This is a genomic window from Ochrovirga pacifica, assembly GCF_000220525.1.
Classification (GTDB): domain Bacteria; phylum Bacteroidota; class Bacteroidia; order Flavobacteriales; family Flavobacteriaceae; genus Ochrovirga; species Ochrovirga pacifica.
Genome location: NZ_AFPK01000070.1, coordinates 21,683 through 48,172, shown reverse-complemented (window position 1 = coordinate 48,172; position 26,490 = coordinate 21,683). Strand labels below are relative to the sequence as shown.

General features: G+C 33.6%; 23 protein-coding genes. All 23 read left to right on the top strand.

Features of this window, described 5'->3' with window-relative positions:
• Positions 1-44 precede the first annotated feature (44 nt).
• The 23 genes from FS85_RS0113460 (at position 45) to FS85_RS0113345 (ending at position 26,490) form a co-directional block, all read left to right on the top strand.
• Positions 45-1,322 carry a nucleotide sugar dehydrogenase gene (locus FS85_RS0113460; RefSeq protein ID WP_010136882.1) on the top strand — a complete coding sequence of 426 codons (1,278 nt, stop codon included), beginning with the start codon at positions 45-47 and terminating at the stop codon, positions 1,320-1,322.
• A gap of 6 nt (positions 1,323-1,328) precedes the next feature.
• Complete coding sequence (locus FS85_RS0113455; RefSeq protein WP_010136881.1) at positions 1,329-2,654, top strand: UDP-glucose dehydrogenase family protein; 1,326 nt, start codon at positions 1,329-1,331, stop codon at positions 2,652-2,654.
• Between the two features lie 280 nt (positions 2,655-2,934).
• Positions 2,935-3,279, top strand: coding sequence for a four helix bundle protein (locus FS85_RS0113450; RefSeq protein WP_010136880.1), 345 nt, complete (start codon positions 2,935-2,937; stop codon positions 3,277-3,279).
• A gap of 190 nt (positions 3,280-3,469) precedes the next feature.
• Positions 3,470-4,441 carry a type I phosphomannose isomerase catalytic subunit gene (locus tag FS85_RS0113445; protein ID WP_010136879.1) on the top strand — a complete coding sequence of 324 codons (972 nt, stop codon included), beginning with the start codon at positions 3,470-3,472 and terminating at the stop codon, positions 4,439-4,441.
• A 7-nt stretch (positions 4,442-4,448) separates the two neighbouring features.
• Positions 4,449-5,399, top strand: a complete 951-nt coding sequence (locus FS85_RS0113440; RefSeq protein WP_010136878.1) for a GDP-L-fucose synthase family protein — start codon at positions 4,449-4,451, stop codon at positions 5,397-5,399.
• A gap of 170 nt (positions 5,400-5,569) precedes the next feature.
• Positions 5,570-6,697: a GDP-mannose 4,6-dehydratase gene (gmd, locus tag FS85_RS0113435; protein WP_010136876.1), complete on the top strand. Its 1,128-nt coding sequence runs from the start codon at positions 5,570-5,572 to the stop codon at positions 6,695-6,697.
• Positions 6,698-6,939: 242 nt separating this feature from the next.
• Positions 6,940-8,187, top strand: a complete 1,248-nt coding sequence (locus FS85_RS0113430) for an oligosaccharide flippase family protein (protein ID WP_010136875.1) — start codon at positions 6,940-6,942, stop codon at positions 8,185-8,187.
• A gap of 146 nt (positions 8,188-8,333) precedes the next feature.
• Positions 8,334-8,666, top strand: a complete 333-nt coding sequence (locus FS85_RS15795; protein ID WP_202797936.1) for an acyltransferase — start codon at positions 8,334-8,336, stop codon at positions 8,664-8,666.
• Positions 8,667-8,673: 7 nt separating this feature from the next.
• The gene (locus tag FS85_RS0113420; RefSeq protein WP_010136873.1) at positions 8,674-9,615 is read left to right on the top strand and encodes an ATP-grasp fold amidoligase family protein; all 942 of its coding nucleotides are present in this window, start codon (positions 8,674-8,676) and stop codon (positions 9,613-9,615) included.
• Positions 9,616-10,563, top strand: a complete 948-nt coding sequence (locus FS85_RS16260; RefSeq protein WP_010136872.1) for a glycosyltransferase — start codon at positions 9,616-9,618, stop codon at positions 10,561-10,563.
• Between the two features lie 177 nt (positions 10,564-10,740).
• Positions 10,741-11,826, top strand: coding sequence for a hypothetical protein (locus FS85_RS0113410; RefSeq protein WP_139062224.1), 1,086 nt, complete (start codon positions 10,741-10,743; stop codon positions 11,824-11,826).
• Position 11,827: 1 nt separating this feature from the next.
• Complete coding sequence (locus FS85_RS0113405; RefSeq protein ID WP_010136870.1) at positions 11,828-13,000, top strand: glycosyltransferase; 1,173 nt, start codon at positions 11,828-11,830, stop codon at positions 12,998-13,000.
• A 7-nt stretch (positions 13,001-13,007) separates the two neighbouring features.
• Entirely contained in the window at positions 13,008-13,991 is a 984-nt protein-coding gene (locus FS85_RS16255) for a nitroreductase family protein (RefSeq protein WP_010136869.1), read from the top strand.
• 13 nt (positions 13,992-14,004) lie between these two features.
• Entirely contained in the window at positions 14,005-15,141 is a 1,137-nt protein-coding gene (locus FS85_RS0113395) for a polysaccharide pyruvyl transferase family protein (RefSeq protein ID WP_010136867.1), read from the top strand.
• Positions 15,142-15,261: 120 nt separating this feature from the next.
• On the top strand, positions 15,262-15,702 hold the full coding sequence (locus FS85_RS0113390; RefSeq protein ID WP_237706969.1) for a putative colanic acid biosynthesis acetyltransferase: 441 nt from the start codon (positions 15,262-15,264) through the stop codon (positions 15,700-15,702).
• A gap of 4 nt (positions 15,703-15,706) precedes the next feature.
• A complete protein-coding gene (locus FS85_RS0113385) occupies positions 15,707-16,591 on the top strand; it encodes a glycosyltransferase family 2 protein (RefSeq protein ID WP_010136864.1) in 885 nt (294 codons plus the stop codon).
• 8 nt (positions 16,592-16,599) lie between these two features.
• Positions 16,600-17,364 carry a glycosyltransferase family 2 protein gene (locus FS85_RS0113380; RefSeq protein WP_010136863.1) on the top strand — a complete coding sequence of 255 codons (765 nt, stop codon included), beginning with the start codon at positions 16,600-16,602 and terminating at the stop codon, positions 17,362-17,364.
• Between the two features lie 80 nt (positions 17,365-17,444).
• Positions 17,445-18,839 (top strand): undecaprenyl-phosphate glucose phosphotransferase, encoded by a 1,395-nt coding sequence (locus FS85_RS0113375; protein WP_010136862.1) that lies wholly within the window; start codon positions 17,445-17,447, stop codon positions 18,837-18,839.
• 19 nt (positions 18,840-18,858) lie between these two features.
• Positions 18,859-19,644 carry a polysaccharide biosynthesis/export family protein gene (locus FS85_RS0113370; RefSeq protein WP_029489489.1) on the top strand — a complete coding sequence of 262 codons (786 nt, stop codon included), beginning with the start codon at positions 18,859-18,861 and terminating at the stop codon, positions 19,642-19,644.
• Position 19,645: 1 nt separating this feature from the next.
• The gene (locus tag FS85_RS0113365; RefSeq protein WP_010136860.1) at positions 19,646-22,015 is read left to right on the top strand and encodes a GumC family protein; all 2,370 of its coding nucleotides are present in this window, start codon (positions 19,646-19,648) and stop codon (positions 22,013-22,015) included.
• 802 nt (positions 22,016-22,817) lie between these two features.
• The gene (glf, locus tag FS85_RS0113355) at positions 22,818-23,942 is read left to right on the top strand and encodes a UDP-galactopyranose mutase (protein WP_010136859.1); all 1,125 of its coding nucleotides are present in this window, start codon (positions 22,818-22,820) and stop codon (positions 23,940-23,942) included.
• A gap of 1 nt (position 23,943) precedes the next feature.
• Positions 23,944-24,939, top strand: coding sequence for a glycosyltransferase family protein (locus FS85_RS0113350; RefSeq protein ID WP_010136858.1), 996 nt, complete (start codon positions 23,944-23,946; stop codon positions 24,937-24,939).
• A 15-nt stretch (positions 24,940-24,954) separates the two neighbouring features.
• Positions 24,955-26,490, top strand: coding sequence for an MATE family efflux transporter (locus tag FS85_RS0113345; protein ID WP_010136857.1), 1,536 nt, complete (start codon positions 24,955-24,957; stop codon positions 26,488-26,490).

Below are 26,490 nucleotides of genomic sequence, written 5' to 3'. Positions count from 1 at the left end.
TTTAGAAGGATTAATATATATTTGTGTCTTGATAATTAAGGAGTATGAAAATTGGGGTTATAGGATTGGGGTATGTGGGATTGCCGTTGGCAAGGTTGTTTGCTACCCAGTACAAAACAGTAGGATTTGATATAGACAAACAGCGCGTAGCTGAATTAAATGAAGGAAAAGATAAAACCAAAGAGATTGAAGAGGAATTGCTAAAGTCTGTATTACAGGAAAATTTAGAGACCGCATCAAAGGGCTTGCTATGTACAGATAGCTCAGAAGAATTGGCTACATGTAATTTTTATGTAATCACAGTGCCAACCCCTGTAGATAAAAACAATCGTCCTGTGTTAACTCCTTTAATCAAAGCAAGTGAAACAGTAGGTGCGGTGCTAAAAAAAGGAGATATAGTTGTATACGAATCTACCGTTTATCCTGGGGCTACCGAAGAAGACTGTGTGCCGGTATTGGAAAGAGTCTCGGGGTTAACATTCAATAAAGATTTTTATGTGGGCTACTCTCCCGAAAGAATCAATCCAGGAGATAAGCTGCATACAGTAGATAAAATATTAAAAGTTACAGCGGGTTCTACGCCTGAAATAGGAAAAAAGATTGATGAGGTTTATAGTTCCATAATTACAGCAGGTACACATTTGGCACCTACCATTAAAGTGGCAGAAGCAGCCAAAGTGATAGAAAATTCACAAAGAGATATCAACATTGCTTTTGTGAATGAATTGTCTAAGATCTTTAATTTGATGGGGATTGATACTGCAGAGGTGTTAAAAGCAGCAGGAACCAAATGGAATTTTTTGCCTTTTAAACCAGGTTTGGTAGGAGGACATTGTATCGGAGTAGACCCTTATTACTTGGCTCAAAAAGCACAAGAATATGGTTATCATCCAGAAATTATTTTGGCAGGTAGAAGAATGAACGATAGCATGGGGGCATATGTGGCCTCGCAAGTAACCAAGCTGATGATACAAAAAGGAGGGGTGATTAAAGGAGCTGAGGTGTTGGTATTGGGAATTACGTTCAAAGAAAACTGTCCTGACGTTAGAAACACCAAAGTGGTGGATGTTGTATGGGAGTTGCAGGATTATGGAATGCATGTAGATGTATACGATCCTTTGGTAAATACAGAAGAGGTTAAAAAAGAATATCAAATAGAAATGGTGCCGAAGTTGGCAACAAAAAAATATCAGGCAGTCGTTTTAGCAGTGCCACACAAAGAATTGATCGCAATAGAAATCCAAAAATGGTGTCAGCCCAATGGAATAATCTATGATGTAAAAGGAGTATTAGACAAAGAAAAAGTAAACGGTAAATTATAACATAAGATGAATATTACAGTAGTTGGAACAGGATACGTAGGTTTGGTTACAGGAACATGTTTTTCAGAAATGGGGAACTATGTAACATGTATAGATATTGACCAAAAAAAAGTAGAAGCTTTAAAAAACGGAATTATTCCAATCTATGAACCAGGATTAGAGCCTTTGGTGAAGAAAAATGTGGAATTAGGAAACTTGCATTTTAGCACCGATATCAAAGATGGTCTAGAAAATTCAGAAGTGGCTTTTATTGCTGTAGGTACGCCTATGGGAGATGATGGTTCTGCAGATTTACAGTATGTATTGGCGGTAGCAAGACAAATCGGTCAGGTAATGACAAAAAAGTTGGTGGTAATTGATAAATCAACAGTACCTATTGGAACTGCAGACAAAGTAAAAGCAGCAATCCAAGAAGAATTAGACAAAAGAGGAGTGGAAATTGAGTTCCACGTAGTTTCTAATCCTGAATTCTTAAAAGAAGGTGCTGCTGTGAATGATTTTATGAAACCAGACAGGGTAGTGGTAGGAGCAGAAACAGAAAGAGCGTTTAAGGTGATGAGAAAACTATATGCTACATTTACGCACAATCACGATCGATTGATTGAAATGGATGTGCGTTCTGCGGAAATGACCAAATATGCAGCCAATGCAATGTTAGCAACCAAGATCTCTTTTATGAACGAAATTGCAAACATTTGTGAGCGTGTAGGAGCTGATGCCAACAAAGTACGTATCGGAATTGGGTCTGACAACCGTATAGGTTATAGTTTTATTTATCCGGGTGCAGGATACGGAGGTTCGTGTTTTCCAAAAGATGTAAAAGCATTAAAGAAAATTGCAGAAGAGAACAACTACGATGCAAGATTGATCAAATCTGTAGAGAATGTAAACGACGATCAAAAGTTTGTAATAGCTAACAAAATAGTAGCAAAATTCGGAGAAGATTTAACAGGGTTTACATTTGGATTATGGGGCTTAGCTTTCAAACCAGGAACGGATGACATGCGTGAAGCACCGGCAATTTATGTAGTAAAAGAATTGGTAAAGAGAGGAGCAAAAGTAAAAGCTTACGATCCAAAAGCCATGCACGAAGCACAAGAGTGTTATTTAAAAGGAGTAGAAGGAATAGAATACGTATCTAGCAAGTACAAAGCATTAGAAGATACCGATGCAATGATTTTATTGACTGAGTGGAAGGAGTTTAGATCACCAGATTTTATGGAAATCAAATCGTTATTAAAGAACCCAATTATTTTTGATGGAAGAAACCAGTACAATGTATTTGATATAGAAGAAGAAGGTTTTGAATACTTCCAAATAGGAAAAGCATAATTTTTTATAAAGTATCAGGTATACAATCATCGAAAACCGACAACCGAACATCGAGAATCGATCATCGAACACCGAGAATCGACCATCGACCATCGAACACCGAGAATCGACCATCGACCATCGACCATCGAACACCGAGAATCGAACACCGAGAATCGAATACCGACCATCAACCATCGAACAACGAACACCGAGAATCGACCATCGACCATCGAACACCGAGAATCGACCATCGACCATCGAACACCGAGAATCGAACATTGAAAACTGACAAAGGACAATGGAATCTAAATTAGAAGTGTGGAAGCTGGCACATCAATTAACGTTGAAAGTTTATCAGGTTTCGTCTACATTTCCCAATACAGAAACCTATGGTTTGATAAGTCAAATAAGAAGAAGTGCGAGTAGTGTGCCAACAAATATTTTGGAAGGTCAAGAACGACAATATAAAAAAGAGTACATACAGTTTTTGTACATTGCCAAAGGTTCATTAGAAGAAACCAATTACCATTTGTTTTTGGCTAAAGATTTAAAATATATTTCAATTTCTGAATACGAAGAATTGTACGAGGTTTGTATAAGAATAAAAATGATGTTACATAAATTGATTAAATCATTAAAATAAAACCGAAAACCGAAAACCGAAAACCGACCATCGACCATCGACCATCGAACACCGAGAATCGAAAACCGAAAACCGAACATCGAACATCGAACATCGAACATCGAACATCGAACATCGAACACCGAACATCGACCATCGAACACCGAGAATCGAAAACCGAAAACCGACCATCGAAAAACAAAGAACCAAAATGATCAATTATCCAATCAAATTTGCTCCCATCTTAAAAGATAAAATCTGGGGAGGAACCAAGTTGAAAAACTTATTCAACAAACAAGCAGAAAGTGAAACTACAGGAGAAAGCTGGGAGATATCTAATGTTCCAGGAGACATATCGATTGTTGCCAATGGAACAATGGCTGGAAAAAGCTTGACAGAAATTATCAAAGAACACAAAGGAGATTTGGTAGGAGAGAAAATTTACCAAGAATTTGGAGAAAAATTTCCATTGTTAATCAAATTTATTGATGCAAAGGAAAATCTATCCATTCAATTGCATCCAAATGATCAGTTAGCTAAAGAACGACACAATTCTTTTGGGAAAACAGAAATGTGGTATGTAATGGATGCGGATGCAGATTCTAAGTTGAATGTTGGTTTTACCAAAGATTTAGACAAAGAGTCTTACTTAGAAGCTTTGAATTCAGGAAAAATTTTAGACATCTTAAACTTTGAAGAAGTAAGCAAAGGGGATAGTTTTTTTATCAAGGAAGGGTTGGTACATGCTATTGGTGCAGGTTGTTTGATTGCAGAGATTCAACAAACTTCGGACATTACCTATCGTATTTATGATTGGGATCGTGTAGACAGCGAAGGAAACTCTAGAGAACTGCACACAGAGTTAGCTTTGGATGCAATTGACTATAAATTTAACAAAGATTTTAAGTGCAAATACGACAAAATAACTAACAAAAGTTCTAATATTGCCTCATGTCAATATTTTACCACCAACTATGTCAAAGTAGAAGGTCAGGTAAATAAAGAATACAAGGAAATAGATTCTTTTGTAATTTATATGTGTGTAGAAGGAGAAGCAGAGGTGTCTACAGGGCAAATTTCTGAAAACATAAAAAAAGGGGAAACTATTTTGATTCCAGCGAATCAAAAGCAAGTAGCGATCAAAGCCAAAGAAGCAGAATTATTAGAGGTTTATATTAAATAAAAAAGACATGAACAAAGAAGCTAAAATATACATCGCAGGGCACCGAGGAATGGTAGGAGGTGCAGTTTGGAGAATCCTAGAGCAAGAAGGATACACCAATTTAATTGGAAAAAGAAGTGCAGAATTAGACTTACGTTCTCAACAAGACGTAGAAGCTTTTTTTAAAGAAGAAAAGCCAGAAGTAGTCATTGATGCTGCAGCAAGAGTAGGAGGGATTTTGGCAAACAACGACTATCCTTACCAATTCATCATGGAAAACATGCAGATTCAAAACAATTTGATAGATGCAGCCAATAAATACGATGTGCAAAAATTTATCTTCTTAGGTAGTTCGTGTATTTATCCAAAATTTGCTCCACAACCTTTAAAAGAAGAACATTTGTTAACAGATTCTTTAGAGCCAACAAATGAGTGGTATGCCATTGCAAAAATAACGGGAGTGAAAGCATGTCAGGCAATTAGAAAGCAATATGGAAAAGATTTTGTAAGTTTAATGCCTACGAACTTGTATGGAACACATGACAATTTTGATTTAAAAACATCTCACGTGCTGCCAGCAATGATTCGTAAGTTTCACGAAGCGAAAGAAAATGGACATACACCTGTAACTTTATGGGGAAGTGGAACACCGATGAGAGAATTTTTGTTTGTAGACGACATGGCAAGATCGGTTATTTTTGCCTTAGAAAATGTATTGCCAGAATACTTATACAATGTAGGAACAGGTGTTGATTTAACCATAAAAGAGTTGGCAGAAACCATTCAGAAAGCAGTAGGGCATACTGGAGAAATTATTTGGGATAGTAGTAAACCTGACGGTACTCCAAGAAAATTAATGGATATCAGTAAAATGCATGCTTTGGGATGGAAACATCAGGTTGAGTTGCAAGAAGGAATTGAAAAAACCTATCAATGGTTTTTAGAAAATATAGAGAATTTTAAAGAAGTGAAACTATAACAGTTCTGAATTGTTTGTTCTAATTGATTTTACAAAGCGAAAAAGAAATTAGCATAGACAACAGGTAGCAGAGATAAAAATAATCAATCGATCATCGAACACCGAACATCGAACACCGAACATTGGTCACCGATTATCGAATACAAACAAAAAATTAAACTATAAAGAATATGAAAGTAGCATTAATCACAGGAATCACAGGACAGGATGGGTCTTACCTAGCAGAATTATTATTAGAAAAAGGATATGAGGTACACGGTATCAAAAGAAGATCTTCTTTGTTCAACACAGACAGAATCGACCATTTGTATCAAGATCCACACGATCCAAACCAAAGATTAAAGTTACACTATGGAGATCTAACAGACTCTATGAACTTAACGCGTATCATCCAAGAATGTCAACCAGACGAGATTTACAACTTAGGGGCAATGTCTCACGTTAAAGTATCTTTTGATTGTCCGGAATACGTAGGAAATGTTGACGGATTAGGGACGTTAAGAATATTAGAAGCAGTAAGGTTGTTAGGGTTGACTGACAAAACAAGAATTTACCAAGCTTCTACTTCAGAGTTGTTTGGAGGATTGGCAGAGAATAAAAACGAAAGAGGTTTTTATGATGAAAACACACCATTATACCCGCGTTCACCATATGGAGTAGCAAAAATTTACGGATTCTGGATTACCAAGAATTACCGTGAAGCATACGATATGTTTGCATGTAATGGATTGTTATTCAACCACGAATCACCAAGAAGAGGTGAGACGTTTGTAACGAGAAAAATTACTAGAGCTGTGGCTAAAATAGCCTTAGGATTGCAAGATAAATTGTATTTAGGGAATTTAGAAGCAAAACGTGACTGGGGACACGCCAAAGATTATGTACGTATGATGTGGATGATTTTACAGGCAGACAAAGCAGAAGATTGGGTAATTGCAACAGGAGTAACCACAACAGTACGTGATTTTGTACGCATGGCTTTTGAAGAAGTTGGAATTGAATTAGAATTCAAAGGAGAAGGAGTGGATGAAAAAGCATATGTAAAGGCTTGTAATAACAAAGAGTACCAAGTAGAAATAGGAAAAGAAATCTTATCAGTAGATCCTTCTTATTTCCGCCCTACAGAGGTAGATTTGTTAATTGGAGACCCAACCAAAGCAAAAGAAAAATTAGGTTGGATACCAGAATACGACTTGGCAGGATTGGTAAAAGACATGATGGAGTCGGATGTAAAATTGATGAAAAAAGACGTAGACATGTTAAAAGCAGGTCACGAAATCTTAAAGCAAGTGGAGTAGTCATAATAAAGAGACTTGCTAACAGAATAGATAAAAAATCCATAATCAAAATATATATTGGTTATGGATTTTTATATGTCATACATCCAAGAAAAAAATATATGAAAGTCTTTTAAAAAACTTTGTTAATCCATGATTAAAGTTATCTTTGGTTGTGGTTTTAAAGTATGATAAAATCTTATTACATGCTGTTTTTTATTTAGGTATGCCATCTAAGATTGCCATCAATTAATCAGAAGTTAATGGGGAGAATTTTAAATTTTTATAAAGGTAATAAGAAAGTTTTTGAGAATTTTTCATACTTGACTTTGTTGCAGATTGCAAGAATTCTATTGCCATTTGTTTCCTATCCTTATTTAATTAGAACCTTGGGAAGCGAGAATTATGGATTGATGATGTTCTCTCAAGCCTTGGTAATTTATTTTTCTTTGTTTGTCAATTTTGGTTTTCACATTTCTGCAACACAATTGATATCTACAGCTAAAACTAAAGAACATATAAATGAAATAGTTTCGTCAGTATATTTGAATAAAATAATATTGTGGGTATTATGTTTGGTTGTGTATGTTACTATTGTTTTTTCGGTAGATTCGCTTAGGCTCAACTATAAAGTTTATCTGGTTGCTTTTTTTATGAGTGTAAATGAGTTATTATTCCCACAATGGTATTTTCAAGGCGTTGAAAAAATGAAATATATAACTTACATTAATGTAGGGGTTAAGCTTCTTTTTACTGTTTTAGTATTTTTTGTGATTAAAAGAAATGATGATTATCTTTTAGCACAAATTTTACAGGTAGGAGGTGTTGCTATCGGTGCTTTTGTTGGGTTTATGATTATGTTTAAAGGTGAAAAGGTAAATTTATCGGTACAACCAACAAGAAAATTAATCTATTATTTTAAAGAGAGTTTGCCTTTCTTTATTTCCAATGTCTCTACAACTATATATGCAAGTGCTAATAAAGTAGTTGTTGGTAGTTTTTTAGGTATGACAGAAGTAGCAATGTATGATTTGGGTGAGAAAATTTTAAACTTTATCAAAACCCCAGTGCTTATTTTCTTTCAGGCAATTTTTCCAAATATTTCAAGAAATAAAAGCTTAAGTAAGATAAATAAGTTTTTAGGTCTCTCGTTTGTGATAACAGCAGTTCTAGTCTTAGCCTGTTTTGTTTTCAGTGAGCAATTGGTCGTATTAATAGGAGGAAACGATATGGTTGCTGCTAAAGAAATTGTTCAAATTTTAGTGTTTGCAGCGTTGTTTACTTGTTTGAATCAGTTTTTTGGCTCTGGTAGGTTGGTTGTGTTTGGATATAAAAAAATATTTTCCATGATTGCATTTAGTGGAACTTTATTCTTTGGGTTTTGCTTTTTGGTACTAAAATTTACTGAAAGTATCACCATTTACTCAGTTTCCGTTACATCAGTGCTTGTAGAAGTGTTTATATTTAGCTGTTTGTTTTGGGTTGCCTTTAAGAAAAAATTGATTTACTAATATTGTTGACTATGGGGGAATTTTATAAAATAATTAAAAAGCTACATTTTTACTTACTGAAAAGTTACTTAAAAACTCAGTTGTCAAATTCTGAGAACTTTCCAACTTTGTATGGGACAAATATCAATGTGGTACATGGTGAAAATTTGAAAATAGGGAATAATGTAGCACTAAATAATAATGTATACATAAATGCAACGTATCCCATTACTATAGGTGATGATGTAGCTCTTTCTGATGGCGTTAAACTGATTACAATTTCGCTAGATTTAACAAAATCAAACAATCATGATAGACATTATGGAGAGAGCATTAGGATTGGTGACAATGTGCAAGTTGGAGCTGGAACCATTGTTTTACAGGGAGTTACTGTGGGCGATAACGTAATGATAGGAGCAGGGAGTGTGGTTACCAAAGACATTCCAAGTAATTGTGTGGTGGTAGGTAGCCCTGCTAGGGTAATAAAAAAATATAATTGATGGAAATATGATTAGGCCTTTTGTAAAGAAAATATATAACGAACATAAGTGGTTTAAAATTCTGTTTAAATTCCCTAAGAAAATATTTGACTTTTATCGTTTTAGGATTGTTGATGAAAAAAGGGTTATATATAACAACTTTTATAAATTCCAAGGTTACCAATTAAATTTAGAAAATCCAAAAACATTCAATGAAAAGATTCAATGGTTGAAGCTAAATGACAGGACACCCTTGCACACGCAGTGTGCTGATAAGTATATGGTTAGAGACTACGTTGCTCAAAAAGTAGGAGAGCAATATTTAATCCCTTTGGTTTTTCACACAGAAGATGTGAGTCAACTTACTATGGATAAGTTGCCCGATTACCCAGTGATAATAAAAACAAACCACGATAGTGGGAACTATGTAATTGTACGTGATAAAAAACAGTTTGATTTAAATGCTGTTCGAAATAAGATGAGAGCAGCTATGAAAAAAAATTATTACTATCATACCAAGGAATGGCAGTATAAAAATATAAAACCTAGAGTAGTAGTAGAAAAACTTTTAATGCAAAAAGGTGGAAGCATTCCTTATGATTACAAAGTCCATTGTATTCATGGAAAGGTAGAAATGATTTCTGTTGATTTACACAGAGGAACAAAAGAGCATCGCAGGAACTGGTACGATATCAATTGGCAAAGATTGCCATTTGATTGGGCAAGTATATTGGATGGAGTCAAAACTGTTCAATCAGATATTGATATTGAAAAACCTAATTGTTTGGATGAGATGGTTTTACTATCTGAGAAAATCTCTAGTTCTTTTAAATATGCTAGAGTAGATTGGTACGAAGTAGAATCTAAATTGTATTTTGGTGAAATAACATTTCATCATGATTCTGGTTTTCAGCCTATTGAACCAAATGAGTGGGATTTAAAAATCGGAGCTAAATTAAAATTACAATAGATGTTAGTATCAGTACTCATGTCCGTGTATGCAGAACCTCTAGATTGGTTAGAAAAAGCTATTAATTCTATTCTGACACAAACTTTTTCGGATTTCGAATTCATTATTGTGAATGACAATCCTGAAAGAAAAGAAAACCGTAAGGTATTGTCTCGTTTTGCAGCAGAGGATACACGTATTGTTGTTGTGGAAAATACCGAAAACATAGGCTTGACCAAATCTCTAAACAAAGGAATAAAAGTAGCCAAAGGAAAATACATTGCCCGCATGGATGCGGATGATATTTCTTTGCCTGATAGGTTGAGCAAACAAGTGACTTTTTTACTAGAGAACGAAGATTATATCGCTTGCGGTTCGCGTGTTCATGTAATAGATGAGCAAGAACAAAAACTACAAAAGAAATATTATCCAGTTTCGTACAAAGATATTGTGAGCGATTTATTGATACACAATCCAATTATTCATCCAACATTATTAATTAAAACGGAAGCTTTTAAAACACTCGGTGTTGCCTACAATGAGAAATTACGTTTTGCACAAGATTATCAACTCATCGTAGATTTGTTAGAAGTAGGAAAGGTGCATAATTGTAAGGAGGTGTTGCTTTGGTATAGAAAAAGCAATCAACAAATAACCAATCAACATCTTGCAAAGCAGACAAGTTATGCCAATCAAATTAGAGTTCAAATTATAGAAAAGGAATTGGCCAAGATTGGTGTACAATTACCTTGGAAAGATCCCTACAATTCGCCTCTAGATACTGTTTTTCAATGGATAGATAAACATAACTTGGCAAAAAAAACATTATGGTTCAATAATTTTAAGGTTTCTTTGTTAATCAATTCCCACAATATGGTTAAAAAAAGTCAGTTATTTAAGACAATGTTTGAGCGTTCCATTTCTATAAAAAATAGACTTAAATTGCTAAAAATACTAATCACCAATTAGGATACGATGAATACCTATTTCATAGTTATTAACTTTTTGTTGTTGCTGTTCCTGTTTTTTTTAGGGAAAAAAAGAAAAGTGTGGATACAACCGTCTGTGCATTTTTTACTCATTAACGTCGCTTCTATTTTTGTGTGTAACTACTGGGTGGAAGAATTTCAACATGTAAAGAATACTATGGAGACAGAATTGTTTTATCTAGGCTTGTACCTGTGTTCCTTGGTGAGTATGGTTCATGTACCTAATGAAAAAGAAACTTTAAATTTTCGAGACAAACTAGCTTTTCTCAAGAGTCCAAAGTCTGTACGTATTATCTGTTTTGGAGCTGTTGTCAATTTACTACTCTTGTTATTTTTTTTGTTAGCTGTTGATTTTAAAGTCTTGTTATTAAATTTTAGTTATTTGGATATGGTGGACCCTGAAAAAATAGGGATATCCTCTTATCCAATTCTTGTATTGTATAAAAAAACAGTTATCATCAATGCAATCCTGTGTTTTTTCTTTTTTGGTTTTTTATCAACATTAAAGCTTAAGCATGTTGCTTATTTTAAGTGGATTTATTTTTTCATAGGTGTTTTCTTTTGGATTTATTTGTTAGGAAACAATTCCCGTACCTCTGGCCTTATTTGGGTGGGCTTGTTAGGAGCAATTTTTTTATTCACAACACCTAGCAAGTGGCAAAAGGCAAAAATGTTTATGATTGTTTGTCTTATTGCCATGTCGTATATGTCAGCCCTTCAAGGACGTCAAAAATACCAACAAGGGATTAGCCAAATTCCAAGAAATATAAGTTTGATTCAATCTACAGGTATGGATGAAATTAAGTTTTATGCGCGAAATATTTTTGGTGGCGCTTGGGTGTTTTCAGAAGCGAAAGACATGAATGGTGATTACCCTGAAAAATATAAAGTTTTATCTTTTTCCCCATTTCCTAGTTCGATAGATAACTTTAGTTCTTATTTAAAGTATCAAAATAGGATTAGTGTATTTGAGCCTTACAGTGCCAATGTAGAGGTGTATCATTTTGGCGGTGGATATATTCTATTGTATTTTTTGATTCTGCTAATAGGTTTGTCTCTTTTGAATAAGACAATTAAAGAAAATAGGTTTATAGGTTATCTTATGGCACTACCAGCATATTTGTTTTTTATTGCCTATCAGCAATATCCATTAAGAAGTAATTTTCGTTATTTTTTTATCTCTATAATCTTGTGCTTTATTTTTTTAAAATTAAAGGCTAAAACCAAACCAAATACAATATAATATGGAAAGAAATATGCATGTAGGAGTAGTAACTTGTTCCGTTTCAAAAAAATCAGGAGGATTGTTGGATGCAGTTCGAGATTTATACAAAGCGTTTGATACAAAAAAATACAACATTACTGTTTATTCATACAAAGATGCGGAAACAGAAAACGATGCACCTTCTTGGAATCCTTTGCCCATAGAACTGTTTCAGAAAGAAAATAACTTTTTGTATTCCAAAGAAATGCAATCACGTGTTCTTTCTTCTGAAAACCAACTACTTCATATTCATGGTTTGTGGAGGTTTCATCATGTGTTGATCAACCGATGGAAAAGTTACACAAAAAGAATCAGTGTTATTAGTCCACATGGGATGTTGGATCCTTATATTATAGAGAATCAAGGTTTTTTTAAAAGGATTGTTAGTGCTTTTCTTTTTCCACTAAAAAAATTCAACCAAATAGACTGTTACATAGCTTTGTCTGTAGCAGAACATAATGCAATAAGAGCTTATGGTATACAGCAGCCTATTGCATTAATTCCAAATGGAATAAATTTACCAAAGGATATGAGTTTAAAGAAAAGGATCAAAAAGGATTCTAAAAAGCATTTGTTGTTTTTAGGAAGATTGCATCCTAAAAAGGGAATAGATATTCTTTTGAACGCCTTGGGTATCATCCAAAAGCAAGAACCACAAGTACTCGAAAATTGGGTGCTTGATATTGTAGGTTGGTCTCAAGAGAATTTTGAAGAACGTTTGCAGGAAATTGTTGTGCAACAACAATTAGAGTCAGTAGTAGTGTTTCATGGGCCGAAGTTTGACAAAGAAAAGGAGAAAATGTATGCAAAAGCCCATGCTTATATCTTACCATCTCACGGTGAAGGTCTGCCTATGACCGTGTTAGAGGCCTGGTCTTGGGATTTGCCTGTTTTAATGACAAAAGAATGCAATATACCTGAGGGCTTTGCTCATGATGCAGCCATAGAAATACATACAGTAGAAGAGGTTCTGATAAAGGAGTTAGTCACTTTTTTTACCTTAGACCAAACAACCCTAGAACAAATGGGGAAGAAGGGGCGTACCTTAGTTGAAGCTCATTTTACATGGGAGCAATCAGCAAAAAAACTGGAAACACTCTACAGCTGCTTGATGAGTGGTAAGGAATTACCTGATTTTGTGAATTTAAAATAAAAATGAAATGATAAATTTAAAAGTAATTATTCCCAAATATTTTCCAAAAGTGATGTATTTGCTATTAATACCGGTATATCTAAATGATTGGTGGCGTTATGTTTCTTACTCGGGTGTGACGGGATTAAATAGTAAAGAAAAAATGCTTGGTCGTATTGTTGCAGACTATCATGTTATTGAAAAAGGCCTTACAATGCCAGAGACAAGGTTGGGTTTTGGTAAGTCCAAGTTGTTTAATTTAATAGCGTATTGTTATGATTTTATAGATACTTATGGGTGTTGTGATGATCAAGTTGGTCATGCAATCTCTACTATTTTTGAGTATAAGCAATTCCATGAAGAGCACGGGTATGCTCTAGACAGAGATTTACTGGAAAAAATTGATGTCTTGTCAAATAAGTTTGAAAATATTCCATCCAGTCATCAAAAAGTACTTACCAGAGATGAGTATTTTAATAGTTCTTTTGAAAATTTTAAAGAGTTTTCTAATTCAAGAAGAAGTATTCGAAATTATTCTAACAAAGAAGTTCCAATGGAGAAAATATACAGCGCAATAGAATTAGCCAGAAATGCACCATCTGTTTGTAACAGACAATCTGTTAGGGTGTATGTATATTCAGACAAGGAAGTGGTTCAAAAGTTGTTAAAAACACAAGCAGGGAATAGAGGGTTTGGTCACTTAGCAAACAAAGTAATTGTTGTTACTGCTGAACTTGGTGCTATGCATGCTTTATTTGAAAGAAATCAAGCGTTTGTAGATGGTGGGATTTGGGCAATGAATTTATTGTATGCACTACATTATTACAAAATAGCTGCATGCCCTCTTAATTGCAGTAATTCATTTAAAAAAGACAAACTATTGAGGAAATATGGTGATATTAAAGACTCAGAATCTTTAATTATGCTAATTAGTATAGGAGATACTCCTGATTCTTTCAAAATAGCTTCATCACCGAGAAAAAAAGTAGAAGAAATAAGTACGTTCTTATAAAAATAAAACGATTATGAAAATAGGAATTATAACCATTTTAAATGTAAATAATTACGGTGCTGAACTTCAAGCATCTGCTTTAGATATGAAATTAAGATCGTTAGGTTATGACAGTGAGATTATCAATTACTTATATTTTAAGCACAAAGACTATGTACCTGAGCAAAAATCAAAGCCTATTGTTGAAATAGATTTTATAACAAATTTAAAAGGAATCATTCTCAAGTGGATAGATACATACAACCGTTTTACCCACCCTAAGAATACCAAAATTAGAAAACAAAGGTTTGAAAAATTTCATGCAGACCACACAAAAATTTCAAAACCATATAAAAGTATTTCAGCCTTGTACAATGCAAAATTAGATTATGATGTGTATGTGGTAGGTAGTGATCAGGTGTGGAATCCAAATACACGCACCTCTATAGAACCTTATTTTTTAGCTTTTGCTCCTGAGGATAAAAAAAGAATATCTTTTGCTTCCAGTTTTGGAGTAGGAAGTCTTAATCCTTCTTTCTATCCCATCTATAAAAAATGCTTTTCAAATCTAGACATCATTTCGTGTAGAGAAGCTTCTGGTGTGAATTTGATAAAAGAGATAACAGGTAGAGAGGCAACTCAAGTAGTGGATCCTACCATGTTGTTGACTAAAGAAGAATGGGCGCAAAAAATGGTGCCGTATCACTCTGAAGAGCCGTATATTTTAATGTATATATTAACATATTCACCTTACATCACAAATTTAGCATTAGAAATTCAAAAACAAACAGGTTATAAAATTATAAGGCTATGTTTTAATAACATCAATGTTGAAAAAGATAAAAGTATTCTGAATATTGTTGATGCCGGACCAGCTGAATTTCTAGGTTTGTACGAAAGTGCCTCTTTTGTTTTGACAAACTCATTTCATGGCTCAGTATTTTCTTTACTCTTCAACGTTCCTTTTTATACCATAGCTCCAGCTAAGAAATCTAATAATGCTAGACAAGAAAATTTATTGCGAATGATGAAATTAGAACATAGGTTGATAAAAGAAAATGATAAGTTTTTAAAGTCAGATTTAACTATTGATTTTACATATGCTAATAATAAGTTGGAAGAAGAAAGGGCTAAATCGATAAATTTTTTAACAAATGCGATTTCAAACTAAACCCATAATGCAATGACTAAGATTAACAATTCCTCGACGAGACATAAATTTTCAGCAAAGAATAAGCTGAAACGGATTTTGTGGTTGCTTGTTTGTACTTTTCTATTTAGACCATTTAAGTTGAGATTTTTTAAAAAATGGAGAGTTTTTGTATTGCGTGTGTTTGGAGCGGATGTTAGCTGGAAAGCTATGGTGAACTCTTCAGTAAAAATATGGGCACCGTGGAATCTAAAAATGGGAGACTATGCATGTTTAGGACCCGGGGTGGATTGTTACAATCAAGGTTTTATCACCATTGGGAAGAATGTCACCGTTTCCCAAAAAAGTTATTTGTGTGCTTCAACACATGATTTTACAAGTAAAAACCACGAGTTATTAGTTCAGCCTATTGTAATACAAGAAAAGTCTTGGATAGCAGCAGATGCATTTATCGGACCAGGGGTAACTGTTGGAGAAGGTGCTGTAGTAGGAGCTCGAGCAGCCGTTTTTAAAGACGTGGCTGCTTGGACTGTGGTTGGAGGAAATCCAGCTAAATTTATAAAAAAGAGAGAATTAAAATAGCAGTATGAACACACCAACCATCACGGCCATTATCCTTACTTACAATGAAGAGATACACATCAAACGTTGTATAGATTCGTTAAAAAAAGATGTGGATACAATCATCGTAGTAGATTCTTTTAGTAAGGATAAAACCGTTGCTATTGCAGAGGAAAATGGCGCATTAATCTATCAAAATCCTTTTGTAAATCAAGCAATACAATTCAATTGGGCATTGGATCATTGTGAGATTAAATCAGAATGGATTTTAAGAATTGATGCAGATGAGTATTTAGAGTCACAAAAATCAATAAAATCATTTTTATCAAAATTAGCGTCTGAAACTGACGGAATATTAATTAAAAGGAAGATAGTTTTTTTAGAAAAAGAATTATTGCATGGAGGATGGTTTCCAAAGTTTAATTTAAGAATTTTTAGAAATGGAAATGGAAGATGTGAAGAAAGATGGATGGATGAACACATTATAGTTATGGGTAATGTTGTGGAGTCAGATATTGTTTTAGTTGATAAAAATTTAAACTCTCTAAAATGGTGGATAGATAAGCATAATAAATATGCAGAGCGAGAAGTTGCTGATTTTTTTTGGGAACAGACAAAAAAAGAAAGTGTAAGTCCAAAGTTTTGGGGTACAGAAGCTGAGAGAAAACGATTTTTAAAGTTGGCCTATATCAATTTTCCACTATTTTTGCGACCGATAATGAATTTTCTATACAGATATATAATTAGGATGGGGTTCTTAGATGGTACCTCGGGGTTTGTATGGCATGTATTGCAAGGCTTTTGGTATCGTTTTTTAGTCGATGCTAAAATCTATGAATTGAAGTTGAAATACCAAGGGAATCAAGACAAAATAAAGGAGCATATTAAAAAAGAGTTCCAAATAAAATAAAAGAGCAAATGAAGGTGTCAATTATTACCATTGTGTATAACAACAAAGAATCAATACAAAGTTGTATAGATTCTGTACACAACCAAACCTATAAAAATATAGAGTATTTGGTAATTGATGGGGGATCCGTAGATGGAACTCAAGAAATTATAGAAGAGAATAAAGATAAAATAACGACCTACATTTCTGAGCCAGATAATGGTTTGTATAGTGCCTTAAATAAAGGAATAAAAATGGCAACAGGAGAAGTGATAGGAGTATTGCATTCGGATGATTTGTTTTACGCAAATGATACCATAGAAAGATATGCCAAAACCTTTGTAGAAGAGCAAGCCGATGTTGTTTATGCAGATGGAATGTATGTAGAAAGAGACAACGTAAAAAAAGTAAAAAGGGTTTATAAGGGTAAAGAGTATCTAAATTCCAATTTAAATTTGGGTTGGATGCCTTTACATACCACTATTTTTGTGAAAAAAGAAGTGTATCAAAAACATGGTCTGTATGATGAATCCTATCATATTGCAGGAGATTACGATTGTTGTCTTCGTTGGTTTAAAGACAAAAGTTTAAAGAAAGTACACATACCTCACATTATGGTATTAATGCGTTTAGGAGGTAAGAGTACCACAGCAAAATTGCAAAAGAAAAAATCTACCGAAGATTTAGAGATTATTAGAAAACACAAATTATGGGGCAGCATCACATTGCTGTGTAAAATAGTAAGAAAGATTCCACAGTATATCAAACCCAAATTTAAAAAGTATAAATTATAAAAGAGGTTAGAGAATTTGAGAAAAATTAACATTTGAATAAAGAAAATTCAATATGTTTGTTTACAAAAAAGAGAAACAAAATGTTCCAAAATAAAAACAAAGCCATCTCTATCACCAATTTGTCGGTTGACATTTTGTTGTTGTTAATAGCATTTTTTACTGCGAAAGAAACTGTATTCGATTGGGAGATTCCAGACAAAGTATTGTACAATAGCCTTATTTTAGGTTGGGTAATTTTATGGTCTATAATCGGTCTTAAAAGAGGTTTGTACGATGTTCCTAGAATTGTACAATTACACAAAGTGCTGTCTAAAAATTTAATAGCTATTGGTTTTTTTGCTTTTATAAGTGCAGGTCTTATTTTTATTGGAACAGACTACAAGTTTTCCAGAGCCTTTGTGCTAATAACGGTGTTAATTTTTACTCTATTAGTGTTACTTTCTAGAACCCTATTTGTTTCTTGGCTAAAGTACATTCGTAGAAGAGGAAATAAGCAAAGTCGTATTGTGTTGATAGGAATGAATGCCAACATCGAAAAGTTAATCAGGGAGGTGTATGTAAATCCAAATTATGGATTTCAGATTTTAGGCTTGTTTACGGATGCTACAATCAATTCTGAAGTGATTCAGAAATATTACAAAGGAAAATTAAATGAAATCATCGCATATTTAGAACAAAATAAAGCTGACGAAATCATTATTTCTTTACCTTATACACAAAGCAAGCTCATCAACGATTTGTTTGAATATGCAGACAATTCGTTGGTCAGAGTACGTATCATTCCTGAATTCTCGGAATACTTGTCACAAGCCTTTACCATAGATTATGTCCGCAATGTGCCAGTTATGAAATTACGAAAAGAGCCTTTGCAGAGTTTGTCTAACAGAGCCATCAAAAGAATTTTTGATATCGTATTTTCTTCATTCATTGTGCTTTTCATCTTCTCATGGTTGTTTCCAATCATCGCGATAATCATCAAACTGACGAGCAAAGGACCTGTGTTTTTTGCACAAGAGCGTACAGGGCAAGATGGAAAATCGTTCAAATGCTTAAAGTTTAGAAGCATGACGGTCAACAATGATAGCGACTCCAAACAAGCTACTAGAAACGACAAACGTATAACCAAATTTGGTGCTATTATGCGTAAAACCAGCATAGATGAATTGCCACAAATTTTAAATGTATTGATGAACCACATGTCTTTGGTAGGGCCAAGACCTCATATGCTAAAACACACTGAAGAATACCGTGTGTTGGTAGACAAATTTATGGTACGTCACTTTGCAAAGCCTGGGGTAACGGGTTGGGCACAAATCAACGGATTCCGAGGAGAAACCAAATTTGTAAGAGACATGGCCAATCGTGCAGAAGCAGATATTTGGTACATTGAAAACTGGAGTTTTATCTTAGATTTAAAAATTATTTTTATCACAGCATGGTCTATGTTCTTTAAACAAGACGAAAATGCTTTTTAAACAAACAAAACAAAAACGAATGAAGTTTAGTAGAAGAAGGGTTAAAAAAAGTGTTTTAGTAATAATAGCTGTGTTTGTATGCTCTTGTGCTTCAAGAAAAGACATTATATACCTTCAGGGGAATGAACAAATGGATACGATTAGTCAAGAAAATGTATTTGAAATGTTAAAATACAAAGTTGATGATCGTTTAACAATCACGGTTTCATCTATCAACCCAGAAGCCGCAAGCCCATACAATTTATTTGCCACCGCATTCAATCTAGGAAGTGCTACAACCAATGGGCAGCAACAAATGCAGTCTTATTTAATAGACAGCAATGGTGAAATTAGTTTCCCACAATTAGGAAAATTAAAAGTTGCTGGTAAATCTCGCATTGAACTAGAAGCTTTTATCGAAAAAAAATTAAAACCTTTTTTACCCGATGCAAAAGTAACGGTACAGTTAGTGAATTTTAGAATTTCTGTTTTAGGAGAAGTGCAAAAGCCTGGAGAGTTTATCATCAATAGAGAAAAAATAAATGTATTACAAGCATTAGGCTTAGCAGGAGACCTAACCATATATGGAAAAAGAAATGAAATCAAGTTAATTAGAGAAGAGGATGGAAATTTAACATATTATGAGTTAGATATTCGAAGCAAAGATATTTTTAATTCCCCCTACTACTACTTAAAACAAAATGATGTTTTATATGTAACGCCTAACAAGCCTAAAGTAAATGCATCAGCAAGTTCACCTACAGCCTCGTACATCATTTCTGCAACGGGTTTAATTATTACAGTCATCTCTCTTTTAACAAGGTAACATGAACGAAACAAGACATATGTCCACAAATAGTGTAAACAGTGAATCAATCAACATAAGAACAGAAGTAGAGAAATACCTTATCCATTGGAAATGGATTTTATTTTCTGTAGTTGTGTTGTTGTCTGCAAGTGTTTTATTTATCAAATCAACTCCAAATATATACGTAACCAAAGCCTCTTTGTTAATTAAGGAAGATGGTGGTGCAAGTACTGATCTAAAAGCGTTTCAAGATTTATCTGCGCTTGGAGTAGGTGCAACAAGTAATATTTTTGATGAGATAGAAATATTAAGATCACGTTATTTGGCATTAGCCTGTGCAAAAAAAAATGAACTTAACATTGAGGTGTATCAAAAACAAGCACTACAAGTAAAAGAGTTGTATGATAAAGCTCCAATGCATATTCAAGTACTATCTGATAAAGAAGCTTTCTATCAACTAGATACAATTGTTAATTTTACTTGGCTTGATGAATTTTCTTATCAGTATCAAGTAGAAGATGTAGATAAAGTTTATAACGCAAAATTTGGAGAAAAAATCATGTTAGGAAAACATGAATTGTTAATTACTCCAAAATCAACCCCAACGGACATGCCTAAAGGGCAAGAGTATCAAATTAAGTTTAGGAATATAGTGTCTGTGGCAGAGCAGTACAAAAACCAAGTTTCGTTAAACTATGCAGACAAATATTCAAATATTATTTTGCTAGAACTAGAGCATCCTGTAAAAGCCAAAGCACAAGATGTTCTAAATACATTGATAGATTTATACAATCAAATTTCTATAGACGATCAAAATATAGTAGGGAATAAAACGGATCAGTTTATAACCAAACGATTAGAGGTAGTAAAATCCGAGTTAGATGAGGTAGATCGTTTAGAAGAAATGTTTAAAAAAGACAAAGAAATTGCCGACATTTCTATGCAGTCAAAACTTTTCGTAGATACAAAATCCAACAATGAGCAAGAAATTTTTAAGAAAAAAACAGAGTTACGTTTGATAGAGTTTATGGTTGAAGATATTGAGACTAACGATTTAGATTTTCAACTATTACCTGCTAGCATAGGGATTTCTGAGGCCCCTCAATTAAGTGTTGCAGTACAAAATTACAATCAGATGTTAGTGGAACGTAATCGTATTCTTAGGGCTTCTTCAGCATCCAACCCCGTAGTTTTAAACCTAGACCAAGAGCTTAAAAATGCAATCTTAAACATCAAACAATCATTAGTAAATACTAAAAAACAATTAAAAATAGCACTGAATTCTTTAGAGGGAGTAGAGGAGAATTATAAAAGCAGAATATCCAATTTACCAAAACAAGAGAGAGAGTACAGAGGTATTTTAAGAAAGCAGGAGATTATTGCAGAGCTATACTCATATTTGTTACAAAAGAAAGAAGAGAATGAGATATCGATGGCTGTAACAGTGTCTAACTCTAAAGTAATAGATAGAGCTTATACGGTTAATTTGCCTGTTGCTCCAAAAAAGAAAGTTATTTTGTTCGCAGGATTGTTAATAGGTTTGGCTATTCCTATTGGCGTTATCTACGGAAAAGATCTATTAGATACCAAACTAAAAACAAAAAAAGAATTAGAACAAGTGATCAATGCTCCTTATGTAGGAGATATTCCCTTAGACAAAACAGGTGAGAAAATTGTAATTCAAAAAGGGAGTAGAACCAGTGTTGCAGAAGCTTTTAGGTTGCTAAGAACCAATTTAGATTTTATGATGACTCAGGTTCAGAAGCCGTGTAAAAGTATTTTTGTGACGTCAACCATCTCAGGAGAAGGAAAAACCTTTGTCGCAGTAAATACAGCAGCAGCCATTGCATTAACAAATAAAAAAGTGGTGATTGTAGGGATGGACTTAAGGGCACCAAAAGTAACACAGTATTTGGGCTTGCCAAACCGAAATGGAGTCACCAACTATTTGGTAGATAAAACGATAGAAATAGAAGAGTTGATTCACCCTTTAGAAGGATTTCAAAATTTATATATCTTAAGTTCCGGAGTCGTACCACCCAACCCAGCAGAATTGTTGTTGAGTGAAAGAACAGGAGAAATGTTTCAAAAATTACAAGAACAGTTTGATTACATTGTAGTAGACACAGCCCCAGTGAATTTGGTTACAGATACCTTAATGATTAGCCATTTTGCAGACATGGTATTGTATACTGCTAGGGCAGGATATTTAGACAAACGTTTCTTAGAGGTGCCGCAAAGAATGTACGAAGAAAAACGTTTGCCTAACATGGCAATGCTACTCAATGCATTAGATTATACCCGAGGATACGGATACGGATACGGTGGCTACGGATATCCAAAAGAAAATGATCATCAAAACTGGTTCAAAAAGATATTCAGAAAATAGAAGTAGCAGTAATTTATACACAAAAAAATCACCGAAAATCGACCACCGAGAACCGAAAATCGATCATCGCACATCGCACACCGAGAATCGATCATCGAACACCGAACCTCGACCACCGAGAATCGAAAATCGACCATCGAAAATCGATCATCGAACACCGACCATCGATCATAGACCACCGAAAATCGACAACCGATCACCGAAAATCGAAAATCGATCACCGAAAATCGACCATCGACCATCGAAAATCGACAACCGAATAACAGCTAACCGAGAAAAAAAATCAGTAAAAGCAACACTTTAAGTAAGAGTAAAAAAATCTTATAAGGATACTGCAAAAATCACCAAGAAAGAGTTGTGAAAGGAAGGTCATAGGTCAATAAAGTCAAATGACAATTGTAGAACTGCGTTCTAACAGTTGTTATATTTTTTGTTTGTTGTACTATTGACAAAGCTAAACGTATGTTTTTTAAAATGCATGTGCTGTGCTGTATAACAGCTGTTAAGTTGTTGGTAAACCTTATGTTAGCAGGTGTTGTAAGCACTTTACATAAAAATAACACAGAAAAGGGTGAGAAAGGCTAGGTGTTTTACATTTGTTAATCTTAACTTTGTAGCCGCTAAGTGCTTTTCAGTAGAAATACGGAAGTGTGTTGTAAGTATGGGGTGATGGATAATTAACGATTTGGTGAAAATCATTTGTTATTGTGTTAAAAAATACATCTGTATTATTGTATCAGTTGAGAAGTTATTCATTTTAAAAAAAATATTTGTTGCAAATTTTCACAAAAAAAATATAAAAATGGCAAAAAAAATTTTGATTGTAGGTGCAGGTTTTTCTGGAGCTGTAATAGCTCAACAGCTATCAGAACAAGGATATGAGATCGATTTAATAGATGAACGATCACATATTGGTGGTAATTGTTATACAGAGAGAGATGCAGAAACTGACGTGATGGTGCATAAGTATGGCCCTCATATTTTTAATACTGATAATAAAGAGGTGTGGGATTATATCCAGAAATATTGTGAAATGATACCTTATGTAAATCGCGTAAAGGCAAAATCAAATGATAAAATCTATTCTTTACCAATTAATTTGCACACAATCAATCAATTTTATGATAAAGCATTTACCCCAGAAGAAGCGAGAGAGTTTATTAAGACTATTGGAGACCGTTCTATAGTACAGCCTAAAAACTTTGAAGAGCAGGCATTGAAATTTATAGGGAAAGATTTGTATAAGGCTTTTTTCTATTCATATACAAAAAAACAATGGGGATGTGAACCATCAGAATTGCCCGCATCAATACTTAAGAGGTTGCCTATTCGCTTCAATTACGATGATAATTATTATGCAAATCCATATCAAGGGATTCCTCGTGATGGATATACAGCTATTTTTGATAAATTATTAGAGCATGAAAATATTAATGTACAATTAAATACCAAATATGATGCATCTTATTCAACAAATGAATATGATCATGTGTTTTATTCTGGGCCAATAGATGCTTTTTTTGAATATAAATTTGGTAGGTTGAGTTATAGAACCGTGTATTTTGAAAAAGGAGTAGCAGAGGGAGATTACCAAGGAAATGCGGTTATTAATTATACAGATGATTCAGTGCCATTTACTCGAGTTCATGAACATAAACATTTTACACCATGGGAATCTCATAAAAAAACTACGTATTTTACAGAATATAGTAAAGAAACTGAGCCAGACGATGTACCATACTATCCAAAACGATTACCTAAGGATTTAAATGTATTAGAAAAATATCAAAACGAAGCCGAAAAGTTAAAAAAATATACTTTTGTTGGTCGTTTGGCTACTTACAGGTATATGGACATGCATCATGTGATTAATGAAGCACTTGATGTAGCTAGAGCTTTTATTCAGTCAACTAAAATTAACGCATAAAATGAAAACATGTTTGGTATTTGGATATGGAGGACTAGATAATGATGTGGCTTTTAATGTTGTAGAATTTTATAAGGAATTAGGGTTTAAAACTTTTTATTCTGATAAATTATGCTGTGCGGATTTGTTGGTCGTGTTAAGAGCAAATGATGAGGTCAAAGACATCAAGAAATATGAATTTACACAAGTGCACGTCTATGATTATGGAGGATGGTATTACGATGAGTTTGTTAAAGCTGTAATTGATTTAGATATCACTTATATTTTTTCTACATCAGAAAAAATAAAAGAACATGTTGTACAAGATTTAGGATTTCCCGAAAGTCAATTTAATATTGCTTTCCCTCCAGTACATATTCCTTTGTGGAAAGAGAAAATTAAAGAGATAAAATATAACACGGTTCATATAGGGAATTTTAAGCCTGTCGATCCTAAGGATAAGTATAAAAATGTCTTTGACCAAGCTATTCATCATTTAAAAGCGCATGTCTGGGGGAATGGATGGGAGGATGTAATAGAAGGACAGAAGTATCACGGACAGGCTGACTTTTATGAGGTGTCTTCTGTATATGCAAAAAGCAAATTTGCCTTAGGGTTTATGTATCCATTTCAAAGAGATACTACTTTTTCAGGGAGATTTTGGCATGCGCCACTAAACGGTTGTTTATTGCTTTCAGAACCAGGGATATATACAGATATACCTGGTGTAATTGAAACAGATTATACAGAGGGTAGTCTACTTGAGATAATGACGAAGCAGTATGACAGAGAAAAAGTTCAGGAAGAAGCGATTCTTTATTGGACACAACAAAAAGAAAGTACAAAACAACTGGTTCTGAGAGTCTTGCCAAACACATTTGATTTGCAAAATGGATATGAAAAGAAAAAAGCATACATAATTGGTAGTATTGTAAATAAGTTATCTCGTTATGCTTATAAGAACGGTTTGCAAAAAAAACTAAGAGCAATGAGAAAAACTATAAAAAGTCATAAATAAAGCTTATTTTAAAAAATGAATCAAGCAAATAGGGTAGCAAAAAATTCGATGATTCTGTACGGTCAGATGATTTTGACAATGGTGCTTTCATTGTATACCACACGTCTCGTATTGGCTGCTTTAGGAACAAAGGACTTTGGTGTTTTTAATGTAGTAGGAGGAGCTATTGCAATGCTAATGTTTTTAAGTGCTGCCATGACAGCGGCATCACAACGTTTTATGTCTTTTTCATCAGGCCAAGGGGACATGGTTAAGCAAAAACAAATTTTTAATACTAGTTTAAAAATGCATTTAACGATAGCTGCTATAATGGTTTTCTTATTTGAAATATTGGGGTTGTTTTTATTTGATTATGTGCTGAATATTGATGTAGAAAGATTGGAGGCAGCTAAAGTTGTATATCAATGTCTAGTACTAAGTACTTTTTTTACAATTATAATGGTGCCTTATGATGCCGTGATCAATGCTCGTGAAAATATGCTTTTTTTTGCTATTGTAAGAATTGTAGAAATTTTATTGAAGTTTAGTATAGCTCTTTTCATCACTTACTCAGCATTAGATAAATTAATTCTCTATGGAATATTAATGGCTATAGTTCCAATTGTATTATTGGCAATCAAATTTATATACACGACGAAGTTTTATGAAGAAGTCTGTGTAGATTTTAAAAAGTACAAAGAAAAAGCACTTTTTAAAGAAATGTTCAGTTTTGCAGGTTGGTCATTTTTAGGATCTACTACAGGAATGATTACGAATTATGGACAAAATATTGTAGTAAATATGTTTTTCGGTACACGGGTGAACGCAGCTCAAGGTGTGTCTAATCAAGTTAGTGGGCAATTGGGATCTTTTGCAAATATTATGCTACGAGCTCTAAATCCAGTATTGGCAAAGAGTGAGGGAGCTGGTAATAGAGAATTATTATTGAAGGCTTCTATGATAGGTAGCAAGTTTTCATTTTATTTACTTGTTGTTTTCTTTGTGCCAATGTTAATTGAAATGCCTTATGTTTTTGAACTATGGTTAGAAGAAGTGCCGGAATATGCAATAGTCTTCTGTAAGCTACTGTTAGTTAGGAATTTAGTTAATCAGTTGTTTGTGACGATTAATTCAAGCATAGCTGCCGTTGGAGATATCAAAAGCTTCCAGATAATTTCATCTGTGATTAATTTTTTACCACTGATTATATCTTATATTTTATTTAAATTAAGTTATCCTCCTCAAATGATGTATTGGGTATTTATCGCTCATGCATTTATAAACGGTTGCATAGTCTTATATTTTGCTAATATAAAATGTAAACTAAAGATACTTACGTTTTTTAATAATGTACTTCTACCATGTGTATTAGTTTTTGTTTTTAATTATTTATTAGCTTCCATTCCTTCATTTTTTTTAAAATCGGGAGTGTTAAGAATAATGATTACTGGATTGTTGAGTTTGATTTTGTTTGCATTATTGGTTTGGACAATAGGATTGCAAAGAAATGAAAAGGATATGATTTTAAAAATAATATCTAAACTAAAGATAAAACTAAAATTTATAAAATAG

Excerpts from the sequence above, each read along its gene's own strand:
- FS85_RS0113460 (WP_010136882.1), top strand. The coding sequence starts at position 45 with ATGAAAATTGGGGTTATAGGATTGGGGTATGTGGGATTGCCGTTGGCA.
- FS85_RS0113455 (WP_010136881.1), top strand. The coding sequence starts at position 1,329 with ATGAATATTACAGTAGTTGGAACAGGATACGTAGGTTTGGTTACAGGA.
- FS85_RS0113450 (WP_010136880.1), top strand. The coding sequence starts at position 2,935 with ATGGAATCTAAATTAGAAGTGTGGAAGCTGGCACATCAATTAACGTTG.
- FS85_RS0113445 (WP_010136879.1), top strand. The coding sequence starts at position 3,470 with ATGATCAATTATCCAATCAAATTTGCTCCCATCTTAAAAGATAAAATC.
- FS85_RS0113440 (WP_010136878.1), top strand. The coding sequence starts at position 4,449 with ATGAACAAAGAAGCTAAAATATACATCGCAGGGCACCGAGGAATGGTA.
- gmd (WP_010136876.1), top strand. The coding sequence starts at position 5,570 with ATGAAAGTAGCATTAATCACAGGAATCACAGGACAGGATGGGTCTTAC.
- FS85_RS0113430 (WP_010136875.1), top strand. The coding sequence starts at position 6,940 with ATGGGGAGAATTTTAAATTTTTATAAAGGTAATAAGAAAGTTTTTGAG.
- FS85_RS0113420 (WP_010136873.1), top strand. The coding sequence starts at position 8,674 with ATGATTAGGCCTTTTGTAAAGAAAATATATAACGAACATAAGTGGTTT.
- FS85_RS16260 (WP_010136872.1), top strand. The coding sequence starts at position 9,616 with ATGTTAGTATCAGTACTCATGTCCGTGTATGCAGAACCTCTAGATTGG.
- FS85_RS0113410 (WP_139062224.1), top strand. The coding sequence starts at position 10,741 with ATGGAGACAGAATTGTTTTATCTAGGCTTGTACCTGTGTTCCTTGGTG.
- FS85_RS0113405 (WP_010136870.1), top strand. The coding sequence starts at position 11,828 with ATGGAAAGAAATATGCATGTAGGAGTAGTAACTTGTTCCGTTTCAAAA.
- FS85_RS16255 (WP_010136869.1), top strand. The coding sequence starts at position 13,008 with ATGATAAATTTAAAAGTAATTATTCCCAAATATTTTCCAAAAGTGATG.
- FS85_RS0113395 (WP_010136867.1), top strand. The coding sequence starts at position 14,005 with ATGAAAATAGGAATTATAACCATTTTAAATGTAAATAATTACGGTGCT.
- FS85_RS0113385 (WP_010136864.1), top strand. The coding sequence starts at position 15,707 with ATGAACACACCAACCATCACGGCCATTATCCTTACTTACAATGAAGAG.
- FS85_RS0113380 (WP_010136863.1), top strand. The coding sequence starts at position 16,600 with ATGAAGGTGTCAATTATTACCATTGTGTATAACAACAAAGAATCAATA.
- FS85_RS0113375 (WP_010136862.1), top strand. The coding sequence starts at position 17,445 with ATGTTCCAAAATAAAAACAAAGCCATCTCTATCACCAATTTGTCGGTT.
- FS85_RS0113370 (WP_029489489.1), top strand. The coding sequence starts at position 18,859 with ATGAAGTTTAGTAGAAGAAGGGTTAAAAAAAGTGTTTTAGTAATAATA.
- FS85_RS0113365 (WP_010136860.1), top strand. The coding sequence starts at position 19,646 with ATGAACGAAACAAGACATATGTCCACAAATAGTGTAAACAGTGAATCA.
- glf (WP_010136859.1), top strand. The coding sequence starts at position 22,818 with ATGGCAAAAAAAATTTTGATTGTAGGTGCAGGTTTTTCTGGAGCTGTA.
- FS85_RS0113350 (WP_010136858.1), top strand. The coding sequence starts at position 23,944 with ATGAAAACATGTTTGGTATTTGGATATGGAGGACTAGATAATGATGTG.
- FS85_RS0113345 (WP_010136857.1), top strand. The coding sequence starts at position 24,955 with ATGAATCAAGCAAATAGGGTAGCAAAAAATTCGATGATTCTGTACGGT.